Raw genomic sequence first — 20,927 nt, 5'->3', positions numbered from 1 at the left:
TCAAATGCATGCGTTGCCGTCGAGGCGGCCATCCCACCCCGTCAGACGCCACAGGGAGGCTCGCAGCTGGTCGCGCCAGAGACGCAGCTGGGATTCGGGCCGCAGATCACCCGTCTCGGCGTCGGAGCCATCCACCTGCCAGCCGGTGCCGGCATAGACGATCCGCGCGATGGCGAGTGTACGGGCCATGTGGGTTTCAGCAGTCACGAACGTGAGATGGCCTGGCCCGGGTCTGCTCTCCAGCTGTCGCGCCAGGGCGGTCACCTGTCCGACCGTGTCGCAGCCGGGAACCAGGCGCAGCAGTTTCGAGGTGTCCTGGGGCCAGAGCCGTCGGTTGCGGAGATGGTTGTAGGTGATGGCCTGGTACTCGGCGTTTCCCTGAAGCACCAGCAGCGCGCCTGGTCGCTCCCGCCAGAGCAGCAGGGCCGTCTGGCTGCGCCAGGGATCCTCGATGAAGGCGGTGATCACCTGAGTTCCTGCCCCGACGCCCGTTCTGGGCGCCGTGATCGCGTCCTTCTTCGGCTGTGGAGTGGACCGCCGGGTTCCCTGCCAGGCGGGTGCGAAGAACCAGACGACCATGGCGACGCCCGCCAGGCCCATGGCGCCAAAGCGGGTTCTGGGGTCCCACCAGAGGCGCTGCAGGAGGGAACCCTCGGGTCGCCGTGGAATTCTGCTTCTGACTCGTTTCCGCCGTCTCTTGCTGTCTGCCCCAGCAGGCTCGTTCTCCTCTGGCAAGGGAATCGACGCGCAAGGTTGTGGCAGCTTATCCGCCCCGTCCCGTTGCTTTCCGTTCCCTTCCCAGCGAAGGCAGCCGGCTCCACAGACGCCGCCCGTAGCGAAGGCTGAAGGGGATCCACCAGAGCCACCCGAACGCCCGGCCATAGGCCAGCCTGACCTCTTGAAGCCGTCGGCGGGTCTGCTGGCCGCTGACACCGGCTTCGCCCATGTGCACCAGCTCCAGATCCAGCCCCCGCGCCGAAAGATCGGCGCAGCCACTCAGGCGCAGGAAGTAGTCCAGGTCGGCGGAGAGCCGGAAGGGTTCCGCGAACTGATCGGTGCGGCGGCGGGCCCCCGGGCCGATGAGGGTGGCCTGGTGCGGTGGGGTGGAGCCCAGAAACAGGCTGAGGCGGTAAGCCCTGCAGCTGGAGAAGGCCGTGCGGCGACCAAGCTGGATCGCCCCGTCCTGTCCAGCCCCCGCATAACGGCCGCTGCAGACCACCAGATCCGGCGGGTCGCCCCCCGGCGAGTCCGGCCGGGTCGCTTTGAGCGCCTCTTCAAGCACGGTGGGTCCGGGTGCCCAGTCATCACTGCCCCAGAACAGCAGCCAGTGATCCGCAGGTGCGGCACGGAAGCCCTGGTTCATCGCGCCGAAGATGCCCGGAAACGCCGGATCCTGGGGCTGCCAGGTGAAGCGCTTGTCTCGGTGGCAGAGGGCGTCCAGCCAGGCCCGATGCTCCAGGCCGCTGGGGCCATCGATGAACAGCACCTGCCAGTGGGGCCAGCTCTGGCGCCGCAGGGACGTGACCAGACGGGGCAGCAGCGGGTGGGAATCGAGGGTGGGAATGATCAGGCTGAGCCTGGGTCCCGCGCCGGAGGCAGTGGGTCCCGCGCCGGCGGCAGCGGAGGCGCTCACCCCTGCCGGCGGATCAGAACGTCACCCAGCACCAGCAGATCCATGCGAGTGCGCAGGAAGCAGTCGAGGGCCTGAGCAGGGGTACAGACGATCGGTTCGTTTTCGTTGAACGAGGTGTTGAGCACCATCGGTACGCCGGTCTGGTCGGCGAAGGCCCGGATCAGGCGGTAGTAGCGACCATTGTCCGCCGCATTCACGGTCTGGAGACGGCCACTGCCGTCCACGTGGGTCACGGCCGGGATCCGGGTGCGTTGCTCCTCACGGATCGGATACACCTGCATCATGAAGGGCACCTCCCCATCAAGGCTGAACCAGTCGCCGACGGCCTCCTCCAGCACCGAAGGGGCGAACGGACGGAACGATTCCCTCCGCTTGATCTTGAGGTTGAGGATATCCTTCATGTCGGCGCGGCGGGGGTCGCCGAGGATTGAACGGTGGCCCAGGGCCCTTGGTCCCCACTCCATGCGGCCATCAAACCAGCCGATCACCAGCCCCTCCGCGATCGCCATCGCCACTTGCTGGCAGAGGTCCCCTTCCTCCGGTAGCTCGAGGCTGCACTGGGCCTGCTCCAGGGCCGCGCGGGTGGCCGGACTGGCCAGCAGCTCCTCGATTTCCCCGGGGGCCGGCTGGCTGCCCAGATAGGCATGGCGCATGGGCGCACTGCGGGACCGTCCCAGGCCGTGCCACACATCCAGGGCGGCGCCGAGGGCGCCCCCGGCGTCACCGGCCGCCGCCTGCACATAGACCCGTTGGAACGGGGTGGCCAGGGTCACCTTGCCGTTGGCCACCGAGTTGGCACCGCAGCCCCCGGCGATGCAGAGCTGGTCGCTGGGGTGGCTGCGGTGCAGGGCCCGCAGCAGGTGAAAGAAGGCTTCCTCGTACATCGCCTGGGCCGAGCGGGCGATGTCCATGTGGTGCTGCTGGAGCGGCTCCTCCGCCTGGCGGGCAGGGCCGAGCAGGGATTCCAGCTCCGGGCTCCAGTGGCCGCCCACCACCGGTGCGCCATTGCTCCACTGGTGTGGAAGTTTCTGGGTGGCGTGCAGGAAGTAGCGCAGATCCAGGCGATAGGTGCCGTCGGACTGGAGCCGCACGATGCGCCGCATGGCCTCCATCCGGGTGGGCTGGCCATAGGGCGCCAGTCCCATCACCTTGTACTCGTCGCCGTAGTTGGGGAAGCCCAGGTACTGGGTGATCGCCGTGTAGAAGGCGCCCAGGGAATGGGGGAACCAGATCTGGCCATCCAGGTTGAGCTGGTTGCCCTCGCCATGGCCCCAGGCTCCGCTGGCGAAGTCACCGAACCCATCCACCGAGATCACGGCCGCCTCCTGGAAGGGGGAGGCGAAGAAGGCCGAGGCCAGGTGGGCCCGGTGGTGCTCCACGAAGTGCAGTCGGGCCGCGATCTCCACCCCTGGGAAGGCCAGGGCCAGTTGCTGGGCCAGTCCGGCCCGCTCACGCTTGTTACGCCAGCGGGCGACCAGGAAGCGGGGATCGGGGCGGTGCCCCAGGGTGTAGGCCACCTTGCGCCAGCGGTGGGCCCCCGGCTGGGAATTGATGGCGATGTGGTCGAGATCGGCCGGCCCCACGCCGGCATCGGCCAGGCACCAGGCCATGGCCTCGGAGGGAAAACCGGCCCAGTGCTTGATGCGGCGGAAGCGCTCCTCTTCTGCTGCGGCAACGATCACGCCATCCCGGACCAGGGCGGCGGCCGCATCGGCGTGGAAGGCATTGATGCCCAGGATCAGCGTCATGGAGCTGGTGAACCGGAAGACAGATGGAGGGAGAGTCGGGTGGGGTCGGCCACCCTCGCAAGGGTCGAGGAATCCACCACCCGATGCAAAGCCATGGAGCCGAAACGATGGAGCTCAGGATCCGGCCGGCCTCGACATCCCCGAACGAAAGGATGGAACAAAGAAGCCGATGACCCGGCGAGTGGGATGCCCAGCGGCAGCGGGATCCTAGGGGACATTCCTAGAGGCAACCCGGTGGCGCATGACGGTGTCTGTCGTTCACGGCCGAAGAGCCGCAGGCAGGCTGAGGCCGAGTTGCACCTCCAGCCAGTGCTGCAGCACCATCAGGCTCCAGCGCCGGTACCAGGGCGCCAGATCGATCCCCCTGGGCGTCGAGGGCAGCCGCAGGGCCAGGGGGGAGGCCGGGTCATCGAGCCACAGCTGGAACGGGAAACGGAACCCCTGCTTGGGGCGGTTGAGGAACCAGTCGGGCAGTTCGGGCAGGCTGCTGGCCAGCAGCTGTTTGCCCTCCGCCAGCCGCAGGTCGGCGGGGATCGGCGCCAGTCGGCGCTGCAGCTGGGCATCGACCAGGGGCAGGCGCAGTTCCAGCCCGGCGGCCATCGCCATCACATCACTGTCCGGTAACAGCTGGTTGCGCAGATAGCGGGTGCCCTCGAGCCAGGCCACCCCTTCGCGCCCCCCGGCCCCACCCTCGGAGGCCTCCCCGGCCGTTGTGGCGCCAGATGATGCGCTGAGCCCCCAGTGCTCCAGCAGGCGCTCGGTCTCGGTGGGGGAGAACAGACCCCGGAAACATCCGTAGGCCCGCCCGAGGGAGGCAGGCCCCTCCAGCAGCCCCGTGATCCGCTGAAGCCTGGCCCGGCGGCCCTGGGGCAGGCGGTGCAGAATCCAGGCCGCCGGCGGCCCGGCCGGCCCGATCCGCCGGCGCCAGCGGCAGAGCTTCGGCACCATCCGGAAGCTGGGGTAGCCCCCGAACAGTTCATCGCCCCCAAGCCCGGAGAGGGCCACCTTCAGCCCGTGCTCCGTGGCCAGCCGGGCCACGCACCAGGTGTTGTATCCATCGATGGAGGGCTGGTCCTGGCTGGCCAGGAAGGTCGGCAGCCACTGCCGGGCCTGGTCGGCCGTGAGGTTCAGGGGCGTGTGATGGGCGCCGAAGTGGGCGGCGATGCGGGCCGCCGGCCCGGATTCGTCGAAGCCGCCGGCCCCTGCCGCCTCGAACCCGATGGTGAAGGTGTGCAGTCCCCGTGGGGCGAGCGCCAGCAGGGAGGCGGAGTCAAGGCCGGCGCTGAGGAACAGCCCCACCGGCACATCGCTCACCATGTGGGCCGCCACCGAGTCCTCGAGCGCCGAGCGGGTGAGGGCCACGGCCTCGGCCGCCGTCATGCCGGCGTCGATGGCGGCCCCTGCGAGGCTCTCCGGCAGGGCCCCCCAGGGATGCACGGCCATCTCACCCTGGCGCCAGCTGGCGGCGTGGCCGCAGGGCAGGCGCTGCACGCCCGCCACGAGGGTGGCGGGCTCCGGCACCGATCCGGTGGCCAGGTAGCGGGCCAGGGACTGGCGATCCAGGCTGGGGTGACCGGTATCAGCCGCCAACAGCGCCCGCAGTTCCGAGGCGAAGGAGAGGGACCCCCCAGGTCCGCTGCGCAGGTAGAGGGGCTTGATGCCGTGCGGATCGCGGGCGAGCAGGGCGCTGCGCTCCAGGGTGTCGTACAGACAGAAGGCAAACATGCCGCGTAACGCCGCCAACCCGTCCCGTCCCCAGCGGATCAGCCAGGCCAGCAGGACTTCGGTGTCGCCGTTGCCCCGGAAGTGCTGCCCCTCCGCTTCGAGCTGACGACGCAGCTCGGGGTGGTTGTAGATCTCGCCGTTGAAGACCAGCTGCCAGCGGCCGCACCGGGAGGCCATCGGTTGGTGGCCTACCGGAGAGAGATCCAGAATCGCCAGGCGCCTGTGGACCAGGCAGGCCCCGGCGTCCTGCCAGACGCCGGCATCATCCGGTCCCCGGTGGGCGAGGCGTGGGCCGACCCTGGCGGCGAAGTCGCCCGGTTCCCGGCCCAGCTGGCCCGCGATGCCGCACATCCGCTCTAGGCCTCCAGGTGGGCCAGGAAGGTGCGCCGGGCCGCGTCCGGGCTGGCCTGCTCCCGCACCCAGGCCAGCGCCCCGGCGGAAAGGCGGTCGCGGTGACCCCGATCGGAGCAGATCGCCGCGATCGCCGCCGCCATGGCGCTGGGCTCGCTGGCCACCAGCTGGCCCGTGCGGGCCTCGATCACGTAGTCCTCGGGGCCGCCGCAGCGGGTGCTGACGACCGGGACCCCGCAGGCCATCGCCTCGAGGGCCGCAATGCAGAGGCCCTCCTGGTGGGAGGGGATCACGAACAGATCCAGGCCCTGCAGCACCGTTGCCAGGGCGCTGGGGCCAAGGCAGGGGTGGCACTGCACCCGTCCTTCGAGACCCATGGCGACCAGCTGGTCCTGGAGGCGATGGACGTCCTGCTCGCCGGCCAGGACGAGCTGCACCGGTTGCCCTGCCGCCACGAGTTTGGCCACGGCCTCCAGCAGCAGGGTGATCTGTTTGCGTGGGTCGGCATAACGGCCGGCGAAGCCGATGCGCCAGGGCACAAGCCGTTCGGACGCCGGAAAAAAGATGGCGGGATTCACCGGCATGCGCATCACCCCGTCTATGGGGCGGCGGGCGATGGACGCCAGGGCCTTGGCCGTGTAGCCGCTCAACGCCAGGATGCGCCCCCGGGGGGCCTGGAGCACCTGGCGCTCCAGCCGCCGCAGCACCGGGCCGTTGAGGCTCCGGTCGAGCAGCCGCCTCGGCCGGGAAAAGCGTTTGACGCGGTCCACCCGATCGTCCTGCCAGGGGGTGGCCACCCAGGCCAGAAAGGGGATCCCCAGGCGGGCATAGGGGATGGCGCAGAGGGGATTGCCGGTGACCGACAGATGCAGGTCGCAGCCGGTCACCAGCTCCCGCCAGGCCCGCCTGGGCAGGTAATGGGTGAACTCCAGCTCCGGCAGCCAGGCCCCCAGGCCGTGGCCTTCGTGGTCGCCATAGACGCGGCGCTGCATCTGGCCGGGCCTCCGGCCGCTGGGGACGGCATGGAGCGGAACCGACAGCGTCGGATGGGTGCTCCAGGGGGCATACCAGGCGAACACGGGCTCGATGTCGAGCTCCATGAGCATCCTGGCGACGCAGGCGGTCATGGCAGGAACCCCCCCATCCACCGGCTCGATGGTGCTGATCAGGGCCCGTCGCCGCTTCATTGTTTCAGCCAGCCGAACAGATCCCGGTTGTCGCGGACCCAGCGGATCAGATGGCGCACGCCCGCATCAACGCTGATCTGCGGCGACCAGTCCAGCTGCTCGGCGGCCTTGGTGACATCGCAGATGAACACGGGCTGGTCGCCGGGTCGGGACTGGCCGCTGAGGGGGCTGAGCGTGATGGCCAGCTCCTCCTCAAGGAAGCGCAGCAGATCCCGCAGGCAGAGGGTGTTGACGGGGCCGCCGCCGATGTTGAAGGCCTGGCCGCTGATCGTGTCGCGGTGGTGCCAGGCGGCTTCGTAGGCCCGGGCCAGGTCCCGCACGTCGAGCACATCCCGGGTCTGCCAGCCGTCGCCATAGAGAGTGATCGGCCGCTCCAGAAGGGCGGCGATGCTGAACCAGGCCACCCAGCCCTGGTCTTCGATGCCGAACTGGCGGGTGCCGTAGATGCAGGACTGGCGGAAGGCGCAGGTGTGCAGGTCGTAGATGCGGGCGTAGTCGATCGTGTACTGATCGGCGACCCCCTTGGAGCAGCCATAGGGGGAGTGGAAGTCGAGGGGCTGGCTCTCCGGCACGCCGGCGGGCAGATCCCGGAAGCGATAGCCATGGGGTGTCATCTCCACTGCCACGGTTTCCATGCCGCCGTAAACCTTGTTCGTGGAGGCGTAGAGCACGAAGCTCTCGGGGGAATGGAGCCTGACCGCCTCCATGACGTTGAAGGTGCCCAGGGCGTTGATCTCGAAGTCCTCTCGCGGGTTGGTGTAGGAGGTGGTGACCGCCACTTGGGCCGCCAGGTGCAGCAACATCGCTGGACGAAGATTGGCCACGACATCGGTGAGGGCCTCCGCCTGACGGATGTCGACCCGATGGAAGGCGATCTCTGGATGCTGGTCGAGCAGCCAGCGGAGGTTGTCCTCCGTGCCCCGACGGGACAGGTTGTCGAGAACCACGACCTCCCAGCCCAGGGAGGCAAAGTGCTGGGCGGCATTGACGCCGATGAAACCGGCGCCGCCGGTGATCAGGATCGAAGGCATCGAAAAGTGGGAGGCGGGGGAGTCGACGGGGATAGATCGGGCGAGGGAGACTTCCGATCGCGATGGGCGGGGTGGAGAGGGGAAGTTGCAGCGGTCAAGGCGGACCTTAAACCAACATCCAGATCCCACCTCATGGTGTGTCCTCTCAAGGCGGAGTCGACAGGCTGGGGTGACTCTCCAGAAGCATCAGATGCAGCAGGAGCTCGGCATACATGCGTTGCTGGGCGTAGACCCAGCCGCGCCAGCCTTCCAGTGCGCCACCCTTCCAGAGGAGGCAGAACAACAAAGCGGCGTAGGGAGCCAGGGGTGTGTGCTTTCGTAGTCGATCCGCCAGAGAAAGCTGGCGGGAGGGGGTTGTACGCAGTTTTTCCGCTTCGATCGCCAGGTAATTGCCCTGGGAGGCCAGCCAGCGCTGCAAGGGTTTGCGGTCATCGTGGTAGATCGGTTGCCGTAGCCGTTTGACGGGGCCCGGCAAATCAATGCGGTGCCCATGGCCATCGTTGCGGTAGCGGCCCAGGCCCCTGCGATACAGGCTGATCCGGGGCGGCAGCATGCCACTGCGCAGGGGGCGGCCAGCAATGCAATAGCGGAACGGGATGGCGAAGCCCGCCAGCTCCTTGTTGCCAGGATCTCTGATCACCGTCTGAATTTCGCAGGCCAGGGACGGCGGGATGAGGTAGTCCGCATCCAGACTAAGGACCCAGGGGGTGGCGATCTGGTCCAGGCCGAAGTTGCACTGGTCAGCAAAGCTGTCGAAGGGTCGATGGCGCACCTTCACAGAAGGATAATCCGCGAGGATTGAGAGGGTGGCGTCGCTGCTGCCACTGTCGATCACGAGGATGGAATCCAGCCATTGCAGGTGATCCAGGGTGCGGGCGATGTTGGCCTCTTCGTTGTAGGTCAGAATCAAGGCGGTGAGGATCGAACCGGCAGCCTCGGACAGGCTCATGCCAGGGGTTGGGAGCCTTGCCCCATGAGGATCAGCCGCTGCTCTTGTTGCCGTTGCCAAAGAGCCCATTGTTCCTGCTGCTGGGAGAGCAGGGTGGGAATCGCCAGAAAGGAACCCAGAGACAGACTCATCAGAATCAGCACGAAGGGGTCGCCGTAGAGCTGGGCCGCCGAGAAGAACGCTGGGACGTTGGCCAGGGCGAAGGACATCAGGCCCATCAGCAGGGCAGCGGTGGACTGGGGCAGTTGCTTGAGGAGTCGGAAGTTACGCAGCAGCACCAACGCTAGAAGCACCAAGATCACCCCGAGAATCACCATGCCAGGGATGCCGAGTTCCAGGATCAGACGGCCGCCGCCGCCTTCGGAGACAAAAGACACACTCCGGATCGCATCGCGGGCGGCATTTCTGATGAGGCCACCGGTGCTGGCACCTGCCCCCACCCCCATGCCGATGCCGTCGGAGATCTCGATGGCCCTGAGGGTGGCGCCGATGCCCTGGGAATCGAAGCGCTCAACCAGGTCCTCTTGGATGGTCAGGGTGCGGTTGGTGTACTCCCCGAAGTTCTCGCCGAGATTCTCCGAAAGGATGAAGGCATAGAGGGGATAGGAGATCCCGGCCACCCCGAGCACGCTGGAGATCGCCCGCTCCTTGGAGGCGGGGCTGGCCCTGCGGCTGAACAGCAGCAGATAGATGGCCACGAACGCCAGGATCAGCACCTGGGCCTTGCGGCGCCCGGTGAGGAGGGTGAGGAAGGCAAAGCCTGCCGCCAGCAGCAGCAGCCCGAACTGGGTGCTCGGCTTCTGGCTTGCGATGCCGATCGATGCGGCGATGCAGGCAGCGGCCGAGAGCTGCCAGGAGGCGATTTCACTGGTGCGCCAGAAGCCCGAGGCCCCCTGGGCCGAAAAGCCGTAGCGGAAGGTGATCAGCAGTCCCTCGCCCACTTCCTTCAGGGTGGGATGGTCGACCCCTTGGAAACTGAGGTAGACCGTGATCGCCATCACGGCTGAGCCGATGAGATACAGGGTCAGCAGGCGTTTCAGCAGCGGGAGGTTGGATCCCACCTGGAAGCCGACCCAGAGGCCGAAGGCCGGAGCCAGATAGAAAGCGGCGCCGATCGCGGTCAGCCGGATATCGGAGAAGCGGGCGAAGCTGTTGAGGCTCTGCAAAGCGATCAGGGTGAAGTAGATCGTCACCCAGCCATCGAATTGCGGCACTGTCCAGAACATCGCCCGCAGGTTGAAGCGTCCTGCCCGTTCCAGGAGCACCACGCCGCAAAGCGCGAAGCCGACCAGCACGAGGCCGACCATGTAGCCGGGTTGGCCCTCTGTGATCTTGCGCAGGGGATCCTGCACGAAGCCGATCAGGAGCGTGACCATCAGGCCGGTCTGCCAATCCCCGTCGAGGAGAACAGTGGCAAGCGCCCCGAAGAGCACGATCAGGATCAGGATGGTCATCGACCGGAAGAAGAGGTCAGCACCTGGCGGTAGGCATCACGCAGCTGGAGGGCGATCGTGCTCCAGGAAAAATCCATCCTCGCCAGGTTAAGGGCGGACGCTCGCATTGCCAGGGATGGACGCTCCAGAGCAGAGGCCAGGGTCTGCGCCAGAGCTTCTGGGTCGCTGGCACTGATCAGGCCGGCCCCGGCGCGGGCCACATCGGCGGCCACGGCCACCTCGGGGGACAGGATCACGGGGGTACCTGCGGCGAGAGCCTCGACCGCTGCAATACCGAAATTCTCAGCTGCCGATGGCAGGACGTACCAGTCGGCCGCCTTGAGGAGCTGCCACTTGGCGTCACCTTCCACGAACCCCAGCCAGCGGCAGCGCGCCTCAAGGCCCAGCCCCCTGGCCAGCTCCTGCAGGGCCATGACGTAAGCCGGCTCACCATCACCGGCGATAGCCAGTTCCCAGGTCGCTTCGGGTCGGCGTCGCTGCAGCAGGGCCAGGGCTTCCAGCAGCTTCTCCAACTGCTTCTTTGGATGCAGCCGGGACAGAAACAGGAAACGGACCGGCCCCGAAGCGTTCGGGGCTTCAGGCGACTGGGTCGGGTCGGGGCCGTGCACCCCCAAGGGCAGCACCAGGCTCGGTGGGGCCAGGGCGAGGGCGGCGGTTTCGTCCCGCTCGGCCGTGGTGGTGAAGTGCAGGGCGGCCGCCCTCTGCAGGTTGCTCCGTTCGATCAGGCGCAACAGCAGACGCTTGCGGCCGCGGCTCTGGGCCAGGCTCCACGGGCTCAGCTGGCCGATGCTGCGCAGGATGTAGGGAACACCCGCCCAGCGGGACTGGGCCATGGCGCTGGTGGAGGGGTAAGAGAACAGGGCATGGATGTGGAGCAGCTGGTACTGCTTCAGATTCCTGGCCAGCCAGCAGTTGAGCCCGGGGCTGAAGGCGAACTCCCGCAGGGCGGCGACGGGCGGACTCCAGCGGGGAAAGGCCAGCACCGGCACCCCCTGGTGCCACTGCCAGCGTCCGGTGACCAGGTCCGGATGCAGCCCCGGGCCATGGTCATTGGTGGTGAGGATGGCGGCGTCCACGTCCTGCAGGCGCAGGGCCGCCACCATGTCGATCACGGCCCGGCTGGGGCCTCCCCGTAGCGGGCTGATGGAGGGGATGACATGCAGGACCCTCATGCCAAAGGGCGCACGGCCAGGAAGCGAGCGAAGGCCTCTCCCCAGGCCTTCGCCACCTGGGGGGCGGCGTAGGTGCCGATGGCGTCCAGGTGGTGGCGATGGCGTTCCCGGTACTTTCCGGCCTGGCCCTGCAAGGTCATCAGGGCGTTGAAAATGGCGTCGCTGCTCTCGATGTCGCAGTAGAGGCCCTTGTGCAGGTCTTCGAGGATGGCCTGGAGCGGGTTACCTGCCGGTCCAGCTACCAGCACCGGCGTGGCGTGGGGGAGATATTCAAAGAATTTCGAGGGCAGGTTGTCCGTGTGGCGTGGCCCGATCAGCACCAGCAGGGCATCGGCCGCCTCGGCTAGCTGGTGCGAGCGTTCGTTGCTCACGGCGGCATGAACCTTGATGGTCTTTCGCAGGCTGGGGTCGCTGCGGATGGCCGTTCTGGCCGCTTCGTAGAGATAGCCGTAGAGAAGGATTCGCAGGTCCCCGAGTCCCTCCATGTGCCACCGCCGCACGGCCTCCAGCAGGGGCTCGATCGGCCGCCAGGGTCCCAGGTTGCCAGGGTGAAACAGCGTCAGTGGGGCGCTGGCCGCAGCCGTTGGCTCCCGGTGGGCCGCAGTCCCTGTCCAGGCGGTTGCTGGTGGGGGCTCGCCGACCTCGAAACAGTCCGGCAGGAAGCTGGCGGGGGTTGTTCCCAGGAGCGCCTGTTCCCGGTAGCGCTGAAGGGTGAGGGGTGAGGCGAACACGGCCCCTGCTGCTGCAGCCAGAACGGCCCGCTGGCGATCGGGGTGGGCCGGATGAAAGTGGCCCTTCTCCCGGTGCCCGCAGGGATCGTCGTAGATGGCGATGAAGGGTTTGCCGAGCTCGCCGGCTACGGCCCGCGCCTCCTCGAGCACCCGGAAATCCGGGCAGATCCCGGCCACCACATCGAACCGAATCGCCGCCGCCGTCTCCAGGGCCGTGGTCCTCAGGCCCATGAGGGCGTGGGTCTGGGGGTCGTGGCCGCCCACCGTCTCCAGCCCCCGATGGATCAGCTGGCGCAGACCAAACCACAGGTGGAGCGGGGAGCCGGCCCGGCGGCGGTTCTTGCGGATGGAGCAGCGCTGGGAACGGGAGACCCAACGGCTGTAGTGACAGAACCTGTCCTGATCGGGGCAGGGCTCCGGGTTGACGGCATCCAGCCGGGGGTCGGGACCGACGACATGGAACTCCCAGCCTGCCGCCGGCAGATGGCTCAGCAGCTTGGCGTAGCGACGGGCCTGGACGCCGCCACCCCCTGGGGGTTGCAGGGAGAGGATCAGGGCTCTGGGCATCTCAGCGCTGCTCCAGCAGGGCCAGCCCCGCCAGGATGCCCTCGGCGGCGTTCCTCACGCTGAAATGGGCCTGGACGAGCTCTTTGGCCGTCGCCCCCATGCGGGTGGCGGCGGCGGGATCGGCGGCCATTCGCCCCATGGCGACGGCCAGGGCCGCTGGCTGGCCGACGGGGCTCACCAGGCCCGTGCGGCCCTCGAGCACCAGATCCTCGGCGCATCCCACCTGGTCGCTCACGATCGCCGGCAGCCCGCAGGCCATGGCTTCGTTCACCACCAGCCCCCAGGTTTCGCCGTGGTCGGAGGGCAACACCAGGCTGTCGGCCACCGCGTAGGCGGAGGGCATGCCGGACTGATTCAGGAAGCCGGCGAAACTCACCGGCAGGCCGTGCTGGGCGGCCACGGCTCTGCAGGCCTCCTCCAACGGCCCGGTGCCCACGAGCAGCAGATGCACCGGCGGGGCCAGGGGGTCCACCAGCAGCAACCGCAGCGCTTCCAGCAGGTCGAACGGGCGCTTCTTGGGCTGGAGTTTGCCGGCGAACAGAAAGCAGAAGGCCTCCCGGGGGATGGACCAGCGCTGGCGCAGCTCCTCACGGTGGGGCCGCAGGGCGCCGGCCCGCTCGCTGAAGTAGGCGTTGTCCACAAAGTGGGGGGAGGGCACCAGCCGCTTCTGGGGGACACCGAACTGGCGGTACCAGCGGGCATTGGCCGTGCCGACGGGAAGGCCGACCGAGACCCCCCGGAACAGGAACCAATAGGTGAGGCTGAGGAGCCAGGATCTGGGCCGGAAGGCATTGGAGTCCATGCGCAGCAGCACCGGCAGGCCCTGCAGCCGGGCGGCGATGAACAGCTGCACCATTCCCAGGAAGTGCCAGCCGGTCAGCAGCAGGGCATCGGGCCGTTGCCGGCCGGGACCGAACCCCAGCTCCCCGAGGGGGCGGGCCAGCCAGACGCCCCGGTAGCCGGAGGTGATGCCGCGGCCCCGGCCACTGGTGGCTTCGTGCCAGCTGTAGCCCTCCAGCAGCGGCACGTCCCATTCGAAGGCAACCCCGAATCCCAGGCCCTGGGTCCGGGCGTCCGGAAGGGTGAGATAGAGCACGTCGCAGTGCACACCGGGGGCGGCGGCGAGGGTCTGGAACAGGGGTGTCTGGTACTGCACCGGATGGCTGCCGGCGATCAGCAGCCGGCGCCGGCGCGTCGGCAGCAGAGCCGGACCTCGCTTTTGGAGGCGCAGGGCCCAGACCAGGCCACGGCCTTCGGCGAGCAGGGTGGGGGGGATCCACCAGGGGTGGCGCAGGTGGTGACGGCTGCGCACCGACCCCAGCCAGCCGCGCAGGCAGGCCGCCAGAGCCACGCCCGCGGGCTGGGTGCGCAGCTGGAAGTAGTACCGCCCCACGGCATGGTCGGGCTTGACGGTGGTGAGGTGCTTGCCGTAGCTGCGGGTGCCACCCCGCTCGGCCCTGAGATGGTGGATCAGGGCACCGGGCACGTACTCGATCGGGTGGCCGGCCTGGCGCCAGCGATGGGCGAATTCGGCTTCGAAGCGATAGGCCACCCGCACGAAGTTCTGGTCGAATCCCCCCAGCTCCAGGGCCAGCTGGCGGGGGATGGCCACGTTGCCCCCCATGAACTCCTCCACGGAGCGGGGCCGCAGGCTGTTGAACAGGAAGGGCCCGTCTTCCGGATCGCTCTGGCCCTGGTGCCAGGGCTGCAGCACCCTCCCGGCGAGCATGGCCTCGCTGCTGGCAGCTCCGGCCCGTGCATGGGCGTTGAGCAGCTCCGGGTCCGGCAGGATGTCGTCATCGAGGAACAGCACCCTGTCGCCGCGGGCCTCCTGCAGGGCCACGTTCATGGCGCCGGTGATCGAGGGAGTCGGCAGCCGCAGCCACTGGATCTTTCCCTGCGCCTGCCAGACGCTCAGCTGGGCTTCGCAGTCCGGATCGTGGCGGGGCGTCTGGTCGACGACGAGCAGCTCGAACGGGGGCGGATCCAGGGCCAGAAGGGCCGCGACGCTATCAATGAGCACCTGATCGCGGCCATAGGTGGGAATCGCGACGCTGAGGGTCATGGCAGGGTGGCCAGCTTGAGTCGGGCCTTGAGGTGCCAGGGGTTGAGGCTGAGGGCCTGGCGAAGATAGTGGCGGGCCAGGTCAGGGCGCTCGGCGCTGAGGCAGGCGCCGATGAAGTACGCCCCATCGGCTTGCCGGCGGGGTTGGGTCCTGGATCCTCGGCAACGGTTGCTCAGGGCCTCGGCCTCGGCCAGGACGGGCATCTCCGGCTGGCCGCCGCGGCGGGCCTGGGTGGCCGCCACGATCAGGGCGTGGAAGGCCTCCTGCTCCTGGCGCCGCGAGCCGCTGATCGATCCGGGAGAGAGGGTCGCTTCGTAGAGCACTTCCGGCACCACCAGGTGGCTGCCGACCTCCACCATGCGGCTCCAGAGATCGATGTCCTGGGCGAAGTAGAACATCGGCCGGTAGCCTCCGGCCCGCTCGTAGGCGCTGCGGCGCATCATCACGGAGCCGTGGATGGCGGGGCCGGTGAGGCCGTCGGCCAGCTCTCCGGCCTCTGGCGCGTTCACCCGCACCGTGGCTCCCTCGGGCACCACCAGGCGCACGTGGGTGGAACAGAGGCTGGCGTCGGGATGCTCCTGAAGGCAGCGCAGCTGGCGTTGCAGCCGCCCTGGCAGGGAGACGTCGCCGGCGTCCTGGCGGGCGATGAAGCGGCCGCGGGCCACCTGGCAGCCTTCGATCAGGGAGCGGGTGAGGCCGCGCCCCTGCCGCTCCAGCACCTGCAGACGCGGCTCGGCGGCGGCGCGGGCCGCAAGCAGCGCGGCGGTGTCGTCGCTGGAGCCGTCGTTGATCACCACGATCTCCAGATTCACCCCCTCCTGGCTGGTGAGGGAATCGAGGGTGGCGGCGAGGCTGTCGCCACCATTGCGAACCCCCATCACCACCGACACCAGCGGCGCCGTGCCGGATTCATGCTCCACAGGCTCCTGCATCACCTCAGGCCATGTTCCCCCCTGGGCGGGATCCTGGCGGCAGCCGTGTCCGGACCCCCATGGTGAGGCGAGCTGCCCGGCCCCAGCCCAGGACGGCGGCCAGCAGGCGGTAGGCCAGGAATTCCAGCCTTCGGCGCCGTTGCCAGGAACCGGCGCGGCGGGCGAGCTGGAACAGCCGGTGGGAGGCCTGCTCCGCTCCGGCGGCGCCGCACTGGCGACTGAGCAGGAAGGCGGAGCGGGAGAAACGCGCCATCTCGGGACTGCGGCGGTCGACGCCGGCGGCCAGGGCGCTGCGCAACAGGGAGTCCTGCGCCCTGGCCCGGTCCGCCAGCTTGCGGGGGTCCAGGTGGCCCCGATCGCTGAGGTGGTCGTCGCCCATGTGAATCCTCCGCACCGACACCTCGCTTGGCACCCACACCAACGCTGCCCCTGCCGCGCCGGCCCTGCCGTCGTACTCCCAGTCCTCCTCGTTGATCCACGGCTGCCAGGGGCCGATGCGCTCGAGCAGTTCGCGCCGGTAAAGCGGACAGCTGGTGGTCCACCAGCGCTCCAGCAACAGCAGCGGGAACAGGCGCTCCAGGGGCGTGCCGGTGGCCCGCATCGGGCCGCGGCGCTGGATGGGGTGCCGGGAATGGTCCTCCTCCAGGCTGGGGCCGTAGGCGATGCGGGCCTCGGGAGAGCCGTTCAGGGCCGCCACCTGGGCGCTGAACTTGCCGGGCAGCAGCAGGTCGTCGCTGTCGAGGTACTGCACGAATTCACCGCGGCTGTGGTCGAGGCCCCGTTGGCGGGCGGCGCCCGGTCCGCCGTTGGGTTGGTGAATCACCCGGATGAGCGCCGGATGGGCGGCGGCCAGGCCATCGGCCACGGCACCGGTGTCGTCGCTGGAGCCGTCGTCGACGATGACGATCTCGATCGGCCGGTGGTCCTGCTCCAGCACGCTCGCCACGGCTTCGCGCAGCAGGGCGGAGCGGTTGTGCACCGGGATGATCGTGCTGACCAGGCCGGGCACCGGCGCAGGCCGCAGGGCGGCGATGCGCTCGATGGCCGGACGCTCCATCACGGCGCGGGCCCGTTCCAGGTTGGGGTTGTCCCGCTGGTGCTTGAGCGGCTGGCCGCGGTGCCAGAGGTGCACGATCGGCTCGTAGCCCCAGGTCCAGGTGGGACGGGTGAGGCAGCGGTCCCAGAACTCGTTGTCTTCGCCGCCCCAGCCGACGAAGCCCTCGTCCATCCCCCCGATCGCGGCATAGGCCTCGGCGGTGATCGCCATCGAGCCCCCGGCCTCCAGGTTCTGCACGATCGCTTCGGCGGGCCTTGCCCCGTACTCCTCCGAGCCGGCGAGCACCCGGTCGCTGTGGACCTCATCGAGATAAAAGACGAACCGCTTGGGATTCACCACCGCATAGCCGCGGGCGATCCTCTCCAGCAGGCGGCGGGCGTAGCCGGCCGGCACAAGCATGTCGTTGTCGTGCAGCAGCAGCACCGGAGCGTGGGCCTGGCGGGCGCCCAGGTTGAAGGTGTGGGAGCGGTTGTAGGGGGCGGTCGGGTCAGGCAGGGGACCATGGATGTGGCGCACCCAGGGGGGCAGCCGGTTGGCGATGCGGGGCTCGCTGTCCTGCTCGATCACCAGGCACTCCAGGCGCACGTTCTCCTGGGCGGCGAGGGAGTCCAGGGTGGCCAGCAGCAGGGGAAGCCGCTCGCTGCCACGGTGGCCGATCAGCACGCTCAGCTCGGGCGGCCCATCGCCCCAGCCGGGGGCGGCGCGGCGCCGGATCGGCGCGGTGGCCAGGCTGCGGTGCAGCAGGCGCCTGCCCAGCTCCGGCTGCAGCCGGGGCGCATGCAGGCGGGAGGTGAAGCGCCACAGACAGGCTTGGCCACCGCCATCGGGGGCCGCTTCCAACCGCTCATCGCGGTTGGCGATCGCCAGGTGGGCTGGCGCGGGGCGGCGCAGCAACCACTCGTAGCGCAGCCGCTCCTTGAGCCAGACGCCCAGCCACTCCTTCCGGGAGGGTCCCGTCGTTTCAGCCATGGGGAGCACCGGGATGGTCGAGCCGGCCTGCCGCCGCCAGCAGGTCCGCTTCCACCGCCCCATCGGCCTCGCCACCGGAATGGGGCCACTCGCTGCCGGCGCTGCCATGGCGGAAGCGCTGACCCAGCAGCTGGCGCAGATCTTCACCGCGGCGTCGGCCCAGCCAGCGATCCAGCCGTCCGGCGGGGGCCGGATCCGGTTCAGGGGGGATCCCTGAGAGCGGGGAAAGCTCCATCACCTGCTCGATCGCCCGCCGCCAGGCCGCCAGGGAGGCCCCCTCGCTGTAGCGCCCGGCCACCAGGGCGTGGCCGGCCCTGGATAGCCGCTCCAGCAGGGCGCCCTGCCGCAGCCGGGCCAGCTGGGCGGCGGCTGCGGCGACATCGCCGCAGCGGAACAGCAGGGCCGTGGTGTCGTGCTCCAGGGCCCCCTCCAGGCCTGAGCCCACATAGCGGCTGCTCACCACCGCCATGCCGCTGGCCATGGCCTGCCAGGCCACGATCGGGCCCGTTTCCCAGGCGGAGGTGATCACCAGGCCATGGTGATGGCCGTAGATCTCCTCCGCCAGCCTGTGCTGGTTGACGTGGCCGAGCAAGCGCACCGTGCCAGCCGCGATCCAGGGCGCCAGGGATCGTTCCAGGGCGGAGCGCTCCTCGCCGTCGCCGGCGATGCTGAGCTGCACCTCAAGGCCCAGGGCCTTGAGAGCCGTCAGCAGCGGCGGCAGATCGTGCACCCGTTTCTGGGCCTGCTCCAGCCGGCCCACCCAGGCCAGCTTCAAGGTGTCGGCTGGATCGCCGCCGGGGGCCTGCCAGGGCGGCACCGGCACGCCATAGGGGGCATAGAGCACCCGGGCAGGGTCCATCCCGCCCCGCTCGCTCGCCAGCCGGCAGGCCAGCCGATTGGTGGCGATCACCGCATCGATACCGGCGCCGTGGCGCCGCAGGTCGTCGAAGTACTCCGCCTGCAGCGCATGCAGGGTCATCACCACTCGTCCATGAAAGCGTCCCTGGCGGCGGGCCCGCTGGGCCGCGGGGTAGAGGTCGACCAGGTTGACCCCGAGTACGAGCTCGGGATTGAGAGTCCCAAGCAGGGTGGCGATGGCGCGAATCCTTCCCTCGACGCTGCCGCTGGGGTTGGCGAGCGGTTGGGCCGCCAGCGCCGGATAGGCCTGGGCGTAGGGGCCATGGCGGTGATGGTCACCGTCGGGCACCGCCACCGTCACCTCGAGCCCGCCGGCCCGCAGCCCCGGCACCAGGTTCGCCAGCCAGTCCTGGACCCCGCCGAGCAGGTAGGCGGAGGGGGCGAGCACCAGCACCCTCATGGGGTTCGATCCAGGTACACGACCCCGCCCCCGGCCGTGTTCAGGGGCGGCACGGGCAGGGGCGGCAGGGGGGCGATGGGCCGCACGTGGTGCCCCAGCTGGCGGATGTAGATCCCCTCTGGTGCCGCGCAACTCTCCCACTTGCGGAAGAAGCTCTCCTGGTTGGCGGAGGTGTACTTGCCCCAGACCCGCGCCGACTGGTCATCGAAGGAGGTGGTGTCCGGCTGGTCGTTCGCATGGTGCAGATAGGGGCAGGCCACCCCTCCGATCTCGACGCCTGCCAGCGAAGCCCGGGCGGTGTAGTCCATGTCCTCGAAGCCGATGCCGCTGAAGGTCTGGTCGAAGGCGCCGATCCGCTGCCAGCAGTGGCGACCGATGGCGAAGTGGGACCAGGTGTTGTTGAGCAGGGTGAGGTCCACCGTCTCCCACGCCATGGTCTCCGCCCAGCGCCTCAGCCAGGGGTCGATGCTCAGATCGTCGTTGAGCACCAGGGTGGTGGCCGTCGGGCTGGCCTGGAGCAGTTCGTTCCAGAGCTGGCACAGCCCGACCACCCGATCGTGCAGCAGGAAGCGGCGATGGGGCGGCTCGCCGCTGGCCAGCTCGCTGCAGATCTGCTCCAGGTAGCGGCTCTGGCTGGCCTGATCGCCGTGGCCGTTGACGGCCACCAGGATCGGCACCTCCGGAAAGCTGCGGCGCAGGGAGCGGTAGAGGGGGCGGAAGTAGCTCTCGTAGCGGGTTTCGAAGGTGGTGATCGCGATCGTGAAGCGATCTCCCAGGGGCTGCCGTGGCGGCAGCAGGGCCCGCGGAATGCAGCGCCGGCCTCCATGCAGAACGGCCCGGGCGGCGAGGTAGAGGCGCAGGTTGAGGCTGGAGCGGTTCATGGCGTCGATGGTGGCTCCTGGCTCAGGGGTGCCCGAGGGCGCCGATGGCCTCCACCAGCGCGCGGTAGCGCTCCTGGGGGCGGATGTGATCGTGGAAGCAGCGGGCGCAGTCCTCCCGCCGGGCCTCCAGGTCAGCCCCCAGGTGGTGGGCCGCCGCCAGGAAGCCGGCGCCATCGTCCACCATCACGCCGCAGCCGAAGTCCTCGACGAACTGAAAACTGGCCTGGCGGCTGCAGATCACCGGCACCCCCATGGCCAGGTACATGCATAGCCGGTTGGAGCTGACCCCCATGGCCTGGAACTGGGGAGCCGGATTGGTGTACACGGCCAGGCCGATGTCGTAGCCGACGGCCGATTGCCAGGCTTCCTGCCATGACAGCCGCTCGGTCTCGATGTGGAGCCGACCCCCCAGGCTCAGGCGCCGCAGCAGGTAGAGGGCCAGGGGATCCACCCCCAGGGGCTGGATCACGGCGCAGAGAGAGGGGTCCTCGTGCAGGGCGTCGAGCAGCCAGTCGGCGCCGGCGGTGAGGTTGAATCCCCCGGAGATGGCCAGCGTGAGGGCGTCGGGCCCGATCCCCCAGCGCTGGCGAAGCCGTTGACGCAAGAGCGGATCCCGCTCCGGCGGGTTGCGGAAACAGCCCGGGTAGACCAGCACCGGCTGGGCCGGCGGCAGGCCGGCGTAGTTGCGCACCAGGGGCACCCGGTGGGTGTCGTTGACGATCGTGAAGCGAGCCCGCCGGTAGGCGTCCAGGCAGAGCTGCTTCCAGCGTTTCGAGCGTGGACCCCGGTAGCTGCCGGCGCGGATCTCATCCCCCAGCACGAAGCAGGGGCGGCGGTGCAGACGGGCCAGCACGCCCACCAAGGCGATCGGATCTTCGGTCGTTCCCGAGAAGCAGCTGTAGCGGCGCCAGCGGAGACGCCAGGCCTGGCCCAGCAGCCAGCGCATCGCATAGGACACCTGGTGAGTGGTGACCCGCTCGCCGTAGGGAGCCGTGCTGCCACAGGGCCCGGGGGCATAGACGTGGACATCAAAGCCGTTCTCCAGCAGGGCGGAGATGATCGCCTCGTTGGGGGGCGAATGCAGCAGCTCCGGCACCAGCAGGAAGTGGGCGGCGATCGGCCGTGGTGGCGAGGGACCGGTCATGGAGGAAGGGATG

At 69.2% G+C, this 20,927-nt stretch carries 16 protein-coding genes; all 16 read right to left on the bottom strand.

Annotated features, from left to right (window positions below; genetic code table 11):
* Entirely contained in the window at positions 1-600 is a 600-nt protein-coding gene (locus tag KQ305_RS12625; RefSeq protein ID WP_259725753.1) for a hypothetical protein, read from the bottom strand.
* 163 nt (positions 601-763) lie between these two features.
* Positions 764-1,633, bottom strand: coding sequence for a glycosyltransferase (locus KQ305_RS12620; protein WP_259725752.1), 870 nt, complete (start codon positions 1,631-1,633; stop codon positions 764-766).
* Positions 1,630-3,381 (bottom strand): carbamoyltransferase C-terminal domain-containing protein, encoded by a 1,752-nt coding sequence (locus tag KQ305_RS12615; RefSeq protein ID WP_259725751.1) that lies wholly within the window; start codon positions 3,379-3,381, stop codon positions 1,630-1,632. The genes KQ305_RS12620 and KQ305_RS12615 overlap by 4 nt, the downstream gene beginning before the upstream one ends.
* A gap of 258 nt (positions 3,382-3,639) precedes the next feature.
* Complete coding sequence (asnB, locus tag KQ305_RS12610; RefSeq protein WP_259725750.1) at positions 3,640-5,457, bottom strand: asparagine synthase (glutamine-hydrolyzing); 1,818 nt, start codon at positions 5,455-5,457, stop codon at positions 3,640-3,642.
* A gap of 5 nt (positions 5,458-5,462) precedes the next feature.
* Positions 5,463-6,644, bottom strand: coding sequence for a glycosyltransferase (locus KQ305_RS12605; protein ID WP_259725749.1), 1,182 nt, complete (start codon positions 6,642-6,644; stop codon positions 5,463-5,465).
* A complete protein-coding gene (locus tag KQ305_RS12600) occupies positions 6,641-7,675 on the bottom strand; it encodes an SDR family NAD(P)-dependent oxidoreductase (RefSeq protein WP_259725748.1) in 1,035 nt (344 codons plus the stop codon). The genes KQ305_RS12605 and KQ305_RS12600 overlap by 4 nt, the downstream gene beginning before the upstream one ends.
* A 145-nt stretch (positions 7,676-7,820) precedes the next feature.
* Positions 7,821-8,624: a glycosyltransferase family 2 protein gene (locus tag KQ305_RS12595; RefSeq protein WP_259725747.1), complete on the bottom strand. Its 804-nt coding sequence runs from the start codon at positions 8,622-8,624 to the stop codon at positions 7,821-7,823.
* On the bottom strand, positions 8,621-10,078 hold the full coding sequence (locus tag KQ305_RS12590; protein WP_259725746.1) for a hypothetical protein: 1,458 nt from the start codon (positions 10,076-10,078) through the stop codon (positions 8,621-8,623). Before KQ305_RS12590 ends, KQ305_RS12595 begins: the two co-directional genes overlap by 4 nt.
* On the bottom strand, positions 10,075-11,250 hold the full coding sequence (locus tag KQ305_RS12585) for a glycosyltransferase (RefSeq protein WP_259725745.1): 1,176 nt from the start codon (positions 11,248-11,250) through the stop codon (positions 10,075-10,077). The genes KQ305_RS12590 and KQ305_RS12585 overlap by 4 nt, the downstream gene beginning before the upstream one ends.
* Positions 11,247-12,548 carry a hypothetical protein gene (locus tag KQ305_RS12580; protein WP_259725744.1) on the bottom strand — a complete coding sequence of 434 codons (1,302 nt, stop codon included), beginning with the start codon at positions 12,546-12,548 and terminating at the stop codon, positions 11,247-11,249. The genes KQ305_RS12585 and KQ305_RS12580 overlap by 4 nt, the downstream gene beginning before the upstream one ends.
* Position 12,549: 1 nt before the next feature.
* Positions 12,550-14,613: a glycosyltransferase gene (locus KQ305_RS12575; protein ID WP_259725743.1), complete on the bottom strand. Its 2,064-nt coding sequence runs from the start codon at positions 14,611-14,613 to the stop codon at positions 12,550-12,552.
* Positions 14,610-15,545: a glycosyltransferase family 2 protein gene (locus tag KQ305_RS12570; RefSeq protein ID WP_259725742.1), complete on the bottom strand. Its 936-nt coding sequence runs from the start codon at positions 15,543-15,545 to the stop codon at positions 14,610-14,612. The genes KQ305_RS12575 and KQ305_RS12570 overlap by 4 nt, the downstream gene beginning before the upstream one ends.
* A 4-nt stretch (positions 15,546-15,549) precedes the next feature.
* Positions 15,550-17,571: a glycosyltransferase gene (locus KQ305_RS12565; RefSeq protein WP_259725741.1), complete on the bottom strand. Its 2,022-nt coding sequence runs from the start codon at positions 17,569-17,571 to the stop codon at positions 15,550-15,552.
* A complete protein-coding gene (locus tag KQ305_RS12560; RefSeq protein WP_259725740.1) occupies positions 17,564-18,889 on the bottom strand; it encodes a glycosyltransferase family 4 protein in 1,326 nt (441 codons plus the stop codon). The genes KQ305_RS12565 and KQ305_RS12560 overlap by 8 nt, the downstream gene beginning before the upstream one ends.
* The gene (locus tag KQ305_RS12555; protein WP_259725739.1) at positions 18,886-19,770 is read right to left on the bottom strand and encodes a glycosyltransferase family 2 protein; all 885 of its coding nucleotides are present in this window, start codon (positions 19,768-19,770) and stop codon (positions 18,886-18,888) included. The genes KQ305_RS12560 and KQ305_RS12555 overlap by 4 nt, the downstream gene beginning before the upstream one ends.
* Positions 19,771-19,792: 22 nt before the next feature.
* Complete coding sequence (locus tag KQ305_RS12550; protein ID WP_259725738.1) at positions 19,793-20,914, bottom strand: hypothetical protein; 1,122 nt, start codon at positions 20,912-20,914, stop codon at positions 19,793-19,795.
* Positions 20,915-20,927 lie beyond the last annotated feature (13 nt).

The sequence above is a fragment of the Synechococcus sp. CS-1332 genome (genome assembly GCF_025127995.1).
Lineage (GTDB): Bacteria > Cyanobacteriota > Cyanobacteriia > PCC-6307 > Cyanobiaceae > Cyanobium.
The sequence above is the reverse complement of the archived record's forward strand: the minus strand, read 5'-3'. Positions and strand labels throughout refer to the sequence as shown.